Genomic DNA, 12,531 nt, shown 5'->3' on the forward strand with positions numbered 1-12,531 from the left:
TAAGCCTCCTGAAGGGCCCAGCGAGACGAGCTGGTTGATAGGCACGGTGTGGAAGCGCTGCAAGGCGTTGAGCTAACGTGTACTAATGGCCCGTGAGGCTTGACCATATAACCCCAAGGGGTCTGCGCATGACGCGCACAATTGACGGATACGCGAGACGCATCACGTCAGCATGATTCTTATTGCGATGAGCCGCCACGGCGACTCATCAACCCGTTTCGCCTGACGACCATAGCGAGCGTGAACCACCCGATCCCATGCCGAACTCGGAAGTGAAACCGCTTAGCGCCGATGGTAGTGTGGAGCTTCTCCATGCGAGAGTAGGTCATCGTCAGGCACTTATTTAGAGAAAACCCCGGTCCTTCACAGGTCGGGGTTTTTTCGTGTCAGTCTTTCGAGGGTGCCCCAAGGTGCATCTGTTGAAGCATGCGTGACGGCATGGCCTAAGAGCTTGAGCCGAATGCGCTATGGGTAGTGTCGTAGCGCCAAGGCGGCTATGGTGTGTGAACTGACACTCGTCGTCAGGTATGGCAACCATCATTCAGGAGGACAACATCATGAACGTGAAGCTTACGGACAAGCTGATGGGCAAGCTCGGCATCATGCTGCTGGTGGCTATGATGGCCGTCGCCATCACTGGCTGTGAAGAGGAAGGGCCAGCAGAGCAGGCCGGTGAGAAGATCGATAACGCCATGGAAGACACGGGTGATGCGATCGAGGAAGCCGGTGATAACGTCGAAGAGGCGGCCGATGAGGCGCAGTCCGACTACTAAGGTAGAGTGTTAGGAAAGAGCGCTGGAGGCATCTCCAGGCTCATAGCTGCGGATGCACTCACTTGCCTGATCGGTGGGATAATCCAAAAAAATGCCGGGCAAACGCCCGGCATTTTTGTTGGTGAGTCTTGAGGCCTCGCGAGGAAGAGTCACGCCAGACCCGGTCTGGCGTGTGAGCCTCAGGCGCCCGGGTTCTGCTCGATGCCCTGCAGGTACCAGGGGGCGTTGTCACGCAGCTCGCGAATCAGGTGCCAAGTCTCGTTGAACTCGTTGTGCTCGCCGTTCTCGTCCATGATGCCGTGGAAGATAACGCTGGCCTCGGCTTGCTGGCCGATCTCTCGCACGTCGCCAAGCTCCGCGAACAGCCTGACGATCTCGGTACGATTATTGGCCGGGTGGTTGGCGCGCTCGTCACGGAGCTGGTTGTAGAACGCCGGGGTGACAAACTCCTGGATACCGGCGAAATCGTTGTTGTCCCAGGCCCGCTGCAGGGCCATGAAATGTTCCTTGGCGCCGCCCAGGAAACGTTCCTTGTCGAACCAGCTCGGCGTCGTGCTCGCACCGCCAAGGCCGCCGTCTAGCGTCCCTGAGAGAGTCTCTGAGTTAGTAAAGGGTTGAGAGGTGCTCTGCTCCTGGCGAGCCATCGAGTCACCACTGGCGGTGGCCGGTTGACGACGCTTGGCGAACAGACGGAACAGCAGGAAGGCCGCACCGGCCACCAGCAGCAGGTCCATCAGGCGCAGTTCGTCGAAGGCGCCGCCGAAGAACAGCGACGCCAACAGGCCGCCGGCCAGCAGGCCGGCGAAGGGACCGGCGAAGCGCGACAGCCCTCGCGAAGGCTGACGGGCGCCAGTGCCTGAGGTGGCGGAGCTGCGGTTGGATGTAGCGGCAGTCGAGTCCGCTGAGCGGGAGTAGGAGCCGAAGCTTTTGCCGCCGCCCAGGCGCTTGGCCTCGGCGTGATCAACGGCCAGGCCCAGGCTCATGAAGGTGGCCAGGATGAGTACAAATATATTGCGCATGGGGAGAGGGTGCTCCTGAGGGATGATTCGATTCCCTGACAGAATACCCGCTTCGGCGCCTATGCTGAATCCATAACGTCACTGGTGAGGGAAACCCAAGATGCGACTCGACCGCACGACTAGCCTATTGTTGATCGTCGACCTGCAAACTGGCTTGCTGCCGGTGATCGAAGGCGGTGAGCAGGCCGTCACCGAGGCGGCCTGGCTCGCCGGGTTATCGCGAATGCTTGATGTACCGGTGTGGCTGACCGAGCAATATCCGGCGGGCCTTGGGTCAGTGGATGCGCGGCTACTGGCGTCGGCGCCCGATGCGCTTCGTTGGGAGAAGGTGCATTTCGATGCCCATGCGGAGCCCCCTTTCGCCAAGGCGCTGGCCGAGCTTGGTCGCAAGCAGGTAGTGATTTGCGGCAGCGAGGCGCATATCTGTGTGCTGCAGACGGCGCTGGGGCTTCTGGCGGCGGATTACCGGGTGTATTGGCTTGCCGAGGCTTGTGCCAGCCGACGCCATGAGGAGGCGCGACTGGCACGAGAACGAGTCACGGCCGCTGGTGGCGTTGTGATCAGTGCCGACATGGCGGCCTATGAGTGGCTCGAGCGCTGTGATAATGCGTCGTTCAAGGAAGCGCATCGGGAATTCCTCAAGCCCCGTGCAGCACGCCTTTTGCATTTTTGAACTGAGCTCATCTCAAAACGGGTGCAGACCAAGGCGCTGAGTCAGCGCTGTGAGCCTCAGGACGCACCCTCCGCGCGGGTGAAGACCATGGTATTGCCTTCCGACATGGCGGCATTGAAGCGATAGCCGGCCACATCGAAGCTCTTGAGGCCCTCGGGGTCGTCGAGGCGCTCGCGGATCATCCAGGCGCTCATCAGGCCGCGGGCCTTCTTGGCATAAAAGCTGATGATCTTGTACTGGCCGTTCTTTTCATCCTTGAACACCGGCGTGATAACGCGCGAGGTGAGCTTCTTGGTGTCGATGGCCTTGAAGTACTCGTTGGAGGCTAGGTTCACCAGTACCGGGCTGCCGCTCGCCTTGACCGCCTGGTCGAGGTCCCGGGTCAGGGTATCCCGCCAGTAGGCATAGAGATCCTTACCGGCCGGATTGGCAAGCTTGGTGCCCATCTCCAGACGGTAGGGCAGGATCAGGTCCAGCGGGCGCAGCAGGCCATAGAGGCCGGAGAGGATGCGCAGATGCTCCTGGGCAAAGGCGTTATCGTCTTCGCTGAAGCTAGCGGCCTCGAGCCCCACATAGACATCGCCCTGGAAGGCCTGCGCCGCCGGCTTGGCGCTGTCCGGCGTGAAGGGCGTCTGCCACTCGGCGAAGCGGGCGGCATTGAGGCCCGCCAGCTTGTCGCTGATGCCCATCAGCTCGCTGAGTTGCTGGGGCGAGTAGTCGCGCAAGACATCGACCAGTTCACGGCTGCGCTCGAGATAGTCGGGCTGGCTGTAGGTGTCGGTGCTTGGCGGGGTCTCGAAATCCAGCGTCTTGGCGGGGGAAATCACGCTCAGCATAGGGCGCTCCTGTGAACAGTCGGCATGGGCGGCTAAGCCCGTCGTCAGGCCTTGAGTATATCAAGACGCCCTGGGGCACGGGGATAGTCGCGGCGCTATGGGAGCGATAGCCGCAGGTAGGCGTAGTAGCACTAACCCCGGCGTTGGCCGCCGGGGATAGAAGACGTTGATAAAAGGACGCGGCCCGATAGCCCCTCAGGGGTAGGCGTCATTAGGGGCTAGGGTTCGGCAGACGGGTATGCACGGCTTCGATGGCCTCGAGCACGTCATCGCCAAGCTTGAGCGACTCGCTCGCCAGGTTGCTCTCGAGCTGCTCCATGGTGGTCGCGCCGATGATGTTGCTGGTCAGGAAGGGGCGTGAATTGACGTAGGCCAGCGCCATCTGCGCCGGGTCCAGGCCGTGTTCGCGGGCGATCTCCACATAGGCGCGGGTGGCCTCATCGGCCAGCGGCGAGTTGTAGCGCTTGAAACGCTCGAAGAGAGTCAGGCGGCCCTTGGGCGGCTGGGCGCCGTGCAGATATTTGCCGGAGAGCACGCCGAAGGCCAGCGGCGAATAGGCCAGCAGTCCGACCCGCTCGCGGTGGCTGATTTCGGCAAGGCCGACTTCATAGCTGCGGTTGAGCAGGTTATAGGGGTTCTGCACGCTGGCGACCCGTGGCAGACCAAGGCGATCGGCCAGTGAGAGCGCATGCATCACGCCCCAGGGCGTCTCATTGGAGAGGCCTACGGCACGCACCTTGCCGGCATCGACCAGCTCCTTGAGGGCGGACAGGCTCTCTTCAAGAGAGGTGGCGTCCTCGTCTTCCTTGGTTTCATAGCCGAGCTTGCCGAAGAAGTTGGCGTTACGGTCGGGCCAGTGCAGCTGATAAAGGTCCACGTAATCGGTGTTCAGCCGCGCGAGGCTCGTGTCGATGGCTTGATGAATATGCTCGCGGGTCAGCCGCGGGCCGCCGCGAATGTGATCGAGGCCGGGGCCGGCCACCTTGGTGGCAAGGATGACGTCATCGCGGGTGCCCCGGGCCTTCAGCCAGCTACCCACGTAGGCTTCGGTCAGGCCCTGGGTCTCGGCCTTGGGCGGCACGGGGTACATCTCTGCGGTGTCGATGAAGTTGATGCCGAACGCCGTGGCGCGGTCGAGCTGCTCGTGCGCTTCGGCTTCGCTGTTCTGCTCTCCGAAGGTCATGGTGCCTAGGCACAGCCGGCTGACATCGATGCCGGTATCGCCAAGCGGTCGCGTTTGCATGTCTCGCTCCAATCAGGGAAAAGCGCGGGGTGAATCGGCATGGTAGCGGCGCCCTTTGTCGGCGGCAAATACGGGGGTTGAGTCCCCTGCATGGGGGGCGTATGCTTGCCACCCCGTTGCCCCGGCGGCGCCCGGATGGCCACTAGTTATCTAGTTATTAGTACGGTGACACGATGACGGTCGTCGGATTACGACGAGCGCATTTCCTCGTTACACAAGACGCTAGGTTGTTTGCCATGCATCAGGCATCTTCTTTGGTTACCCGTCTCGAATATCGACTGGCGGAACAGCTCTTCCATAATCGCTGGTTGCCTCGTTCGCGACGCACCCAGCGCTTGACGATGCATCTGTATCAGCGCTGTGCAGAAGCGGGTCACATATCCGCGCTGTCGGTCTATGGGCATATGCTGTTCCACCGCGCGACACGCCCTCAAGACAAGGCCAAGGGCGCGCGCTATGTGATGGAGGCCGCACGTCAGGGCGACGTAAGCGCTCAGTACCAGGCCGGTCGCATCTTCGAGCATGGCTGTGCCCAGTATCCGCGTCGCGATGAAAAGGCGGTGACCTGGTATGCCCGTGCCGGCGAAGCCGGTCATCCCGTGGCCGCCGAACGCCTGGCCGACGCCTATCGTAGCGGTATGCTGGGGCTCGCCGTGGATCCACTGCGTGCCGCGCACTGGCAGGCGCTGGCCGATCAGTGCATCGCCGAGGAAGCCGCGCCCCCGGCATCTCTCTGCCACTGAGTCGACCCTGGCGTCCTGAGCCGATAGGCTAGGGCCAGTGGCGGCTTCTAGGGGGAGTCGCCGATTCTTCGTCAGATCCACAAAGGATGTCCATGTCGTGACGCTGCCTACCCTGTTGGATATCGAAGCGTCCGGTTTTGGGCGCGGTAGCTATCCGATCGAGATCGGATTGGCGCGCACCGATGGCTCGACCTGCGCTTTCCTGATCCAGCCACTCGCGGAGTGGACGCATTGGGATCCCAAGGCCGAGCTTCTGCATGGCATCTCCCGTGCGCGGCTCCAGCGCGAGGGCCACCCGGTGGTCGAGGTGGCGCGCTGGCTCAACGATGAACTTGCAGAGATCGGCATCGCCTACAGTGATAGCTGGGGCTACGACAATACCTGGATGTCCCTGCTGTTCCACCATGCCGGGATGCTGCCACGCTTTCGCCTCGAGGCCCTGCGCCGTCTGCTTGACGAGCGCCAGTTGGAGCTGTGGAGCGCCGCCAAGGAAGCGTTGATCACCGAGTGTGATATCCAGCGCCACCGCGCTGGTGAAGATGCCCGGCTATTGCAGCTCACCTATGAGCATACCCTGGCGCTGTCACGCGCCGAGAGCGGCAGCTAGCCCCTCTTCCGTCATCTTTTCTTTGCCTACCTCATCTTTGGCTGGTTGACGCTTCAGCGAGCCATGAGACGGCCGTTTTTGGATACCTGAACGACGATCGCCCGGCCAAGTAAGTGCCGGGCGATCGTCGTTTGCAGCCAGATGTTTTTTGCGGGTGTCGCTTCAGGCGGGGAGCAACTGCTGTTCCAAGCGGTCCAACAGCGCGGCAGGTGTCGGCGCCGACCCCAAGGCGTCGCGAGTCCGGGCGTCGAGGAAGCCTTGGCCGACCAGGTTGTCGAGGAAGGTCAGCAGCGGGGCGAAGAACCGTTGTGTATCGAGCAGGGCAATGGGCTTGTCATGCAGGCCCAGGTATTGCCATGTCCAGGATTCGAACAGCTCTTCCAGAGTGCCAATGCCACCGGGGAGGGCGGCGAAGGCATCGGCCTTGGCCGCCATGGTGGCCTTGCGCTCATGCATGTCGGCAACGCGAATTAGCTGTGTCAGGCCGTGGTGAGACATCTCGCGCTCCACCAGATGATCCGGCATCACGCCGATCACCTCTCCGCCGGCGTCGAGTACGGCATCGGCCAGGGCGCCCATCAGTCCCACGCGCGCTCCACCATAGACCAGGCCATGACCGCGAGTGCCGATCTCACGGCCCAGCGCCACGGTTGCCTCGTGAAAGCAAGGGTCGCTCCCTTGCCGGGACCCCAGATACACACAGATGTTCGCCATGCAATGCTCCTTGATCGGGCCTCTATCCTAGCCCGGCTCTGCCGGGTTTTCAGCTGGGTCCTGCTGTCTGCTCAAGGCAAACAGTCGATGACGCCAAATTCAGCGTCCAGCCACTGGCCGATCACATTGTCACCGCATAGATGATGGGCATATTGGGTATGCAGACAGCGCACCTGATCCCAGTTGCTGATGCCGCCGATGCCACGCTCGGTGAGGACCTTGGCATAGCCCAGGCGTTCGACCTCGGCGCGCTGGATGTCATCCATGAAGCGCCAGCGGCGGGCCACGTAGTCCTCATGGCTGCGGTGGTAGGCGGCCAGGAAAGCGGGCTCCTGCTGAAGGCGCGCCTCGAGTTCCTTGATCACGCCGCGGGCTTCGAGGCGAGACAGCTCGATCTTGAGCCGTTCGCTGCTTAGCCAGTAGAGCGTCGGGAAGGGCTTGCCCTCGACGATCGGCGCCATGCGTAGCACCAGCGGCGTATCTTCGCCGTCGGTGGCGGCTACCGCCATGGTGCCGCGGGGCGCTCGGCCGAGCTGTTCGGTGATGATCGCCAACTGGCGGTCATTCGGGATCTGATCGGTCTGGATCACCATCTTGGGGGTCTCGCAGAAATTTGTTCGAGCGCCCCACGGCACGGAAGAAGGCCGTGTTGAGCTGCACCGGGGTGGGCACGTAGCGCCATTGGCGCTCGCAGTAGTCGTTGGCCCGTGCCAGGAGGGCTTCGTAGAGGCGATTGAACGGCGCATCATAATCGTAAGGGTCATGCCCGAACAAGCGGATGTGTGGATAGTCGGCGAAGCGCTCGACGAAGTAATGCTCGAGATCGGCCTCTACGGCTCGATGGCGAGCCACGTCATCGGGGTCGAGCCACAGGGTATAGCGAATGGCCATGACGCCTCCTGGTCGAGCAGAGGGTGTTGCTCAGGGTTGCTGCTATGGGCTGCTGGCGTTTAAGGGAGTTGCTAATAGGACCGCGGTCATTGGCATTCGGCTCGCGACCTTGGCCGCTGATCTCGGAATAGCGCGGGACGTCCAGTCTAGCGCCGGGCGGCGTGCTCAGCTCCGTGCCAGTGCTAAGGGTCGGGCATCGGTCAGGGTGACAAGATCGTCCGGCGCAAGGCTGATCTCCAGGCCACGGCGACCACCACTGACATGCAGCGTCGAGAGTGCCATGGCGCTCTCGTCGAGAAAGGTCGGCAGACGCTTCTTCTGGCCCAGTGGACTGATGCCACCCACCACATAGCCGGTGGTGCGCTCGGCAAGCGACGGCTCGGCGAGGGTCGCCTTGCGCGCGCCAGCCGCCTTGGCCAGCGCCTTGAGATCGAGACGCACGCTCACCGGCACCAGCGCCACCACCAGGCGGCCGTCATCGAGCTTGGCCAATAGCGTCTTGAAGACGGTCTGCGCGGCTAGGCCCAGTGTCTTCGCGGCCTCCTCGCCGAAGGCCTCGGCCCGCGGGTCGTGACTGTACTCGGTGAGCTGGAAGTCGATGCCCGCCGCCTTCAGGGTGCGAACCGCCGGTGTCATGACTCGGCCTCGGCGGGGGCCTGCAGGTGCTCTTCGAGGGCCGTGCGCAGCTCACCCTCGATCTTCTTGGCGCGTTTTGCGTGGTGATCGTAGTGCACCATCACGGTATTGCCACGGGCACAGAGCTTGCCATGCTGCCGGGCCTCCTGGGTCACCGTGAAGGAGCTGTTGCCTAGCCGGGTCAGAAAGGTGTTCACCTCAACACTGCTGCCATAGTGCAGCTCGGCCAGGAACTCCACGTCCAGGCGCGCCAGGATCAGTTGCCACTTGCGCGGATCGAGATCCGGCGTGAATAGCCGGAACAGGTCGGTGCGTGCCTGCTCGAACCAGGCCGGCAGGCGGGTGTTATTGATGTGCCCAAGGGCATCCGTGTCGTGAAAGGCGGGGTCGAGCGTGGTGACGAACATCAAAGGCTCCGATACAGCAGAAAGAAGAGACTCAGCATTGCCCGGCGCCGAGCTTTGGGCAAGTTATCCAAGGCCGGGGGTTGTGGGCCGCTTGGGGCTGGCTAGATCAGTCGTTGGCTGATGCGATCCGCCCAGGCCTCCGGCAGCGCTTCTGCTAGCGCTTCACGCAGGTGGTCGGGTAGCGCGGCTTCGGCCTCCTCGAAGCTGTCGAAGTCGCGGTTGCGAAGCCAGCAATAGGCCCAGGCACAGGCTTCTGCCTCATCGCGGGGTGTCGGCCTGGCCGGCATCTGCGTGAGCAGGAAGCTCGCCGAACGAGCCGCCCATAGCGGAGGCTGGGCGCCGCTGCCCCAGGCCTCTAGAGTCGGGCCGCTCGGCGTCTCCTCCGGTTCGCCTAGCTTGGCGACCCGGGCCGTGTCGGCAAGAATCATGGCCAGGCGCTGAGGGGAGGCCTGGCCGAGCAGCAGCCAGTGCCCCACCAAATGTGAGGCGCCGCGCATGGCCTTGGCATAGAAAGGGGTTTCGGGCATGTTCAGGGGATTCCCAAGGATGATGAGCGATACAGGAGGCAGCATGCAGTTCGATTTTGCCACGCCGTTAGCCCGGCGACACCCCGACTGGCCGTCCCAGAAATGGCAGCGCTATGACCAAGACGTGGCACCGCTGTGGGTCGCCGACATGGACTTTCGTTCGCCGCCGGCGGTCATCGACGCCCTGCAGGCGCGAGTCAGCCATGGGGTATTCGGTTACGGCGTGGTGTCTGATGGCTTGCGCGAGGCGCTTTGTGCCTGGAGTCGCGAGCACTACGACTGGTCGATCGAGCCTGAGTGGCAGCACTGGCTGCCGGGGGTGGTGCCTGCGCTGCACCTGGCGAGCCTAGCCTTCACCGAGCCGGGCGACGGCATCCTGACGGTGACGCCGATTTACCCGCCGTTCCTCAAGGTCGCCGAGCGCACCGGGCGACGCGCGCAGACCGCCGCCCTTGCCGAACCCGCGGCGCCGGGAGAGCCCTGGCGGCTCGACCTGGCGGCGCTCGAAGCGGCCATTACCCCCGAGACCCGGCTGCTGCTGTGGTGTCAGCCCCACAACCCGACCGGGCGGGTCTGGAGCATCGAAGAGCTCGAAGGCCTGGCCGAACTGGTCGAGCGCCACGACCTGCTGGTGGTCTCCGATGAGCTGCACTGCGACCTGCTGCTCGACGAAAGCGCTCGCCATCGGCCACTGGCGGCGCTATTCCCGGCCCTTGCCGCGCGCATCATCACCCTGTGGGCGCCCTCCAAGACCTTCAACCTGGCTGGCCTGACCGCGGCCTGCGCGGTGATTCCGGACGCCGAACGGCGCCGGCAGTTCATCGCCGCCGGGCGTGGCCTGCTGCCCGACGTCAACCTGATGGGGCTGGTCGCCGCTGAGGCCGCCTATCGCCACGGCGAGCCTTGGCGGCAGGCGCTGCTCGAGACCCTGCGCGGGCATCGGGTGCGCCTGGCCGAGGCGGTGGCCGGCTGGCCGGGCGTATCGATGAGTGCTCCTCAATCCACTTATCTTGCCTGGCTCGATCTTCGCCAGGCTGGGCTTGGGGAGTCACCGCAGCGCCTGCTGCTCAAAGAAGCGCGGGTGGCACTTTCAGACGGTGCCGACTTCGGTTGGCCGGGCTTCGTGCGGCTCAACTTCGGTACTACCCGCACCCAGCTGGACGAGGCACTTGACCGCCTCGACCGTGTGCTGGCTTAGTCTCGTACTGGCATAGTCCTGAACGGACTGAGTGCTTAGTAGAGTTGCGCGAACAGCTTGCGGCGATAGGTCACCGTCAGTGGGTGGTCGGAGCCGAGGGCATCGAAGACCCGCAGTAGCGTCTTCCTGGCGGCATCGTCGCCGTAGGCGCGGTCGCGCTTCATCAGCGTCAGCAGGGCGTCGAGGCCGAGTTCATAGTCGCCGTCGGCGACCTGGCGAAGGGCGCGCAGGAATTGCGCCTCGCTGTCGTCGCGATCGCCTAGTGCGGCCAGTGTGGCGGCGTCCGGCGCTTCTTCGCCGAACTCGAGTCGGGCACGAACGCCCCGAGCACGCGGCGCGTCGCGGTGCTCCGGCGGCAGGTTGTCGAGGATCGCTCGGGCGTCATCGGGTTGGCCCTCGGCCAGCACGGCACTGGCCAGATCGATCTGATAGTCGTGATGCTGGGGGTTATCCTGTACCAGCTGCTGGTAGATCGCCCGCGCCGTGGCCGGGTCGCCTGCCGCCAGCGCCGCCTGAGCCTGTTCCTCGGGAGAGGCTTCCGGCGCGGATGGCGCGGCGATGTGCTTGCCAAGCCACTCGCGGATCTGGCTTTCCGGCAGCGCCCCTTGGAACTCATCGTAGAGCTGGCCCTGCATGATCAGTTTGACGTCCGGCACCGAGCGGATGCCCAGCTGGGCGGCGATCTGCTGATGCTCTTCAATGTTGAGCTTGGCCAGCACGAAGGCGCCGTTGTACTCGCGGGCTAGCTTTTCCAGCACCGGCATCAGGTTCTTGCAGGGCTCGCACCAGGAGGCCCAGCAGTCCAGTACCACCGGTGTGTTCATCGAGCCTTCCAGCACTACTTGCTGGAAGTTGCTCATATTGAGATCGACGATGTAGGCGGAGGAATCGGCGCCGCCTGCCTCACCGGCTGCTGATTCAGGATTCAGGGGCGCGCCACTGCGTGGGTCGACGATCGGCATGCTGGCTACCTTGAGTGTTTGGGAATTTCCCCGTTAGATGCGGGTGATGAGGCGGAGATTCAAGGTGTATGCCGCACGGCGTCTGCCCATGCCGTGGCGCTTTGGCCTTGGGGTGCATGTGGGAGCGCGAATGGCGCGAGTGATGAGGGTAATACTAGTGGTGCTCCTTGGCGTCGCGCTCCTGCTGGCCGGACCGCTGTGGATGCTGGCCGGTGAGCGGGTCGATCTCGACACCCACTGGTCCAATGCCGATCGTCGGCCCGTAGGGTTGGCGCCGGCGGCTGACGTGACCCCGGAGGCGGTCGTGCATATCTATGCGGCCAGGGCCTACAGCTGGCGTGGGGCCTTCGCCGTGCATACTTGGATCGCCACCAAGGCAGCCGGCGCGAGTGATTATCGCCGCTACCAGGTGCTGAGCTGGCGGCGACCCACTGTGGTCAGCCAGTGGGGGCAGCCGGACCGCTCCTGGTACGGTAATCCGCCCAACCTGCTTGCCGACTATCGCGGCGCTTCGGCGGCCAAGCTGATTCCCTGCATCGAGGCCGCGGTGGCTCGCTACCCGGCCCCGGATCGCTACCGTGCCTGGCCGGGGCCCAACAGCAATACCTTCATCGCCTGGATCGTGCGCGAGGTACCCGGGCTCGAGGTGGCGTTGCCGCCCCATGCCTTGGGCAAGGATTATCTGTTCGACGGCGTGCTGGCCGAGGCACCCAGTGGCAGCGGCTACCAGTTAGCACTCGGAGGGCTAGTGGGGATTCTGCTGGCTCGGGATGAAGGGCTTGAGGTGAACCTGTTGGGCCTGACGCTGGGCGTTGACCCCTGGCCGCTCGCCCTCAACTTGCCCGGCGTCGGTCGCCTGGGTGCCGCCGCACCCGTACAAGGCGACGGCGCTGTTCGCTAACGGGGTAAACAATCCGAGTTGATGGTGGGCACCGGCCAGACACAAAAAAGCCGACACTCGAATGAGTATCGGCTTTTCTATATTGGGTAGCGGGGACCGCTGACCTTGAAACCAGAGCGAACCGATGACCTTCGGGGTCTGGGACTGGCGTATCGTGTTGGTTTCAAGGTGCCGTCCAGACACAAAAAAACCGACACTCGAATGAGTATCGGCTTTTTCTATATTGGGTAGCGGAGACCGCTGACCTTGAAACCAAAGCGAACCGATGACCTTCGGGTTCTGGGACTGGCGTATCGCGCTCGTTGCAGGTGCCGTGCAGACACAAAAAAGCCGACACTCTGGTGAGTATCGGCTTTTCTATATTGGGTAGCGGGGACCGCTGACCTTGAAACCAGAGCGAA

At 63.4% G+C, this 12,531-nt stretch carries 16 protein-coding genes and 2 rRNA genes; 8 read left to right on the plus strand and 10 right to left on the minus strand.

Annotated elements, in window-relative coordinates; genetic code table 11:
- The 3 genes from BLR71_RS16550 to BLR71_RS16560 form a co-directional block, all read left to right on the plus strand.
- Positions 1-107 (plus strand): 23S ribosomal RNA (locus BLR71_RS16550); the annotation flags it as partial.
- 114 nt (positions 108-221) lie between these two features.
- Positions 222-337: ribosomal RNA gene (gene rrf / locus BLR71_RS16555) — 5S ribosomal RNA — on the plus strand.
- Positions 338-557: 220 nt separating this feature from the next.
- Positions 558-773, plus strand: coding sequence for a hypothetical protein (locus BLR71_RS16560; protein WP_217629356.1), 216 nt, complete (start codon positions 558-560; stop codon positions 771-773).
- Positions 774-952: 179 nt separating this feature from the next.
- Here BLR71_RS16560 and BLR71_RS16565 read toward each other — a convergent pair whose 3' ends face one another.
- Positions 953-1,792: a Tim44 domain-containing protein gene (locus tag BLR71_RS16565; RefSeq protein WP_092528833.1), complete on the minus strand. Its 840-nt coding sequence runs from the start codon at positions 1,790-1,792 to the stop codon at positions 953-955.
- A gap of 100 nt (positions 1,793-1,892) precedes the next feature.
- Between BLR71_RS16565 and BLR71_RS16570 the strand changes: the two genes are divergently transcribed.
- Positions 1,893-2,465: an isochorismatase family protein gene (locus tag BLR71_RS16570; RefSeq protein WP_092528835.1), complete on the plus strand. Its 573-nt coding sequence runs from the start codon at positions 1,893-1,895 to the stop codon at positions 2,463-2,465.
- A 56-nt stretch (positions 2,466-2,521) separates the two neighbouring features.
- Here the strand turns inward: BLR71_RS16570 and yaaA are convergent, their stop codons facing one another.
- Together yaaA and BLR71_RS16580 are read right to left on the minus strand one after the other, a co-directional pair.
- Positions 2,522-3,301, minus strand: a complete 780-nt coding sequence (yaaA, locus tag BLR71_RS16575) for a peroxide stress protein YaaA (RefSeq protein WP_092528837.1) — start codon at positions 3,299-3,301, stop codon at positions 2,522-2,524.
- A 211-nt stretch (positions 3,302-3,512) separates the two neighbouring features.
- Entirely contained in the window at positions 3,513-4,544 is a 1,032-nt protein-coding gene (locus BLR71_RS16580; protein WP_092528839.1) for an NADP(H)-dependent aldo-keto reductase, read from the minus strand.
- 236 nt (positions 4,545-4,780) lie between these two features.
- Between BLR71_RS16580 and BLR71_RS16585 the strand changes: the two genes are divergently transcribed.
- Complete coding sequence (locus tag BLR71_RS16585) at positions 4,781-5,287, plus strand: tetratricopeptide repeat protein (RefSeq protein WP_092528841.1); 507 nt, start codon at positions 4,781-4,783, stop codon at positions 5,285-5,287.
- A gap of 97 nt (positions 5,288-5,384) precedes the next feature.
- Entirely contained in the window at positions 5,385-5,894 is a 510-nt protein-coding gene (locus BLR71_RS16590) for a hypothetical protein (protein ID WP_092528843.1), read from the plus strand.
- Positions 5,895-6,056: 162 nt separating this feature from the next.
- On the opposite strand, the gene BLR71_RS16595 is transcribed toward BLR71_RS16590, so the two are convergent.
- The 6 genes from BLR71_RS16595 to BLR71_RS16620 form a co-directional block, all read right to left on the minus strand.
- Positions 6,057-6,608, minus strand: coding sequence for an LOG family protein (locus BLR71_RS16595; RefSeq protein WP_092528845.1), 552 nt, complete (start codon positions 6,606-6,608; stop codon positions 6,057-6,059).
- 71 nt (positions 6,609-6,679) lie between these two features.
- Complete coding sequence (locus BLR71_RS16600; protein WP_092528847.1) at positions 6,680-7,201, minus strand: DUF501 domain-containing protein; 522 nt, start codon at positions 7,199-7,201, stop codon at positions 6,680-6,682.
- Positions 7,170-7,499 carry a hypothetical protein gene (locus tag BLR71_RS16605; protein ID WP_092528849.1) on the minus strand — a complete coding sequence of 110 codons (330 nt, stop codon included), beginning with the start codon at positions 7,497-7,499 and terminating at the stop codon, positions 7,170-7,172. Before BLR71_RS16605 ends, BLR71_RS16600 begins: the two co-directional genes overlap by 32 nt.
- A 165-nt stretch (positions 7,500-7,664) precedes the next feature.
- Positions 7,665-8,135: a Cys-tRNA(Pro) deacylase gene (gene ybaK, locus BLR71_RS16610; protein ID WP_092528851.1), complete on the minus strand. Its 471-nt coding sequence runs from the start codon at positions 8,133-8,135 to the stop codon at positions 7,665-7,667.
- On the minus strand, positions 8,132-8,542 hold the full coding sequence (locus BLR71_RS16615) for an acyl-CoA thioesterase (protein ID WP_092528853.1): 411 nt from the start codon (positions 8,540-8,542) through the stop codon (positions 8,132-8,134). The genes ybaK and BLR71_RS16615 overlap by 4 nt, the downstream gene beginning before the upstream one ends.
- Positions 8,543-8,643: 101 nt before the next feature.
- On the minus strand, positions 8,644-9,069 hold the full coding sequence (locus BLR71_RS16620; protein ID WP_092528901.1) for a hypothetical protein: 426 nt from the start codon (positions 9,067-9,069) through the stop codon (positions 8,644-8,646).
- Between the two features lie 43 nt (positions 9,070-9,112).
- Here BLR71_RS16620 and BLR71_RS16625 point away from each other — a divergent pair, with 43 nt between their 5' ends.
- Entirely contained in the window at positions 9,113-10,267 is a 1,155-nt protein-coding gene (locus tag BLR71_RS16625; RefSeq protein ID WP_092528855.1) for a MalY/PatB family protein, read from the plus strand.
- A 35-nt stretch (positions 10,268-10,302) separates the two neighbouring features.
- Here the strand turns inward: BLR71_RS16625 and BLR71_RS16630 are convergent, their stop codons facing one another.
- Positions 10,303-11,229: a thioredoxin family protein gene (locus BLR71_RS16630; RefSeq protein ID WP_092528857.1), complete on the minus strand. Its 927-nt coding sequence runs from the start codon at positions 11,227-11,229 to the stop codon at positions 10,303-10,305.
- Positions 11,230-11,359: 130 nt separating this feature from the next.
- Here BLR71_RS16630 and BLR71_RS16635 point away from each other — a divergent pair, with 130 nt between their 5' ends.
- Positions 11,360-12,130, plus strand: a complete 771-nt coding sequence (locus BLR71_RS16635; protein WP_092528859.1) for a DUF3750 domain-containing protein — start codon at positions 11,360-11,362, stop codon at positions 12,128-12,130.
- Positions 12,131-12,531: the final 401 nt, after the last annotated feature.

This window comes from Onishia taeanensis (genome assembly GCF_900100755.1).
Taxonomy (GTDB): domain Bacteria; phylum Pseudomonadota; class Gammaproteobacteria; order Pseudomonadales; family Halomonadaceae; genus Onishia; species Onishia taeanensis.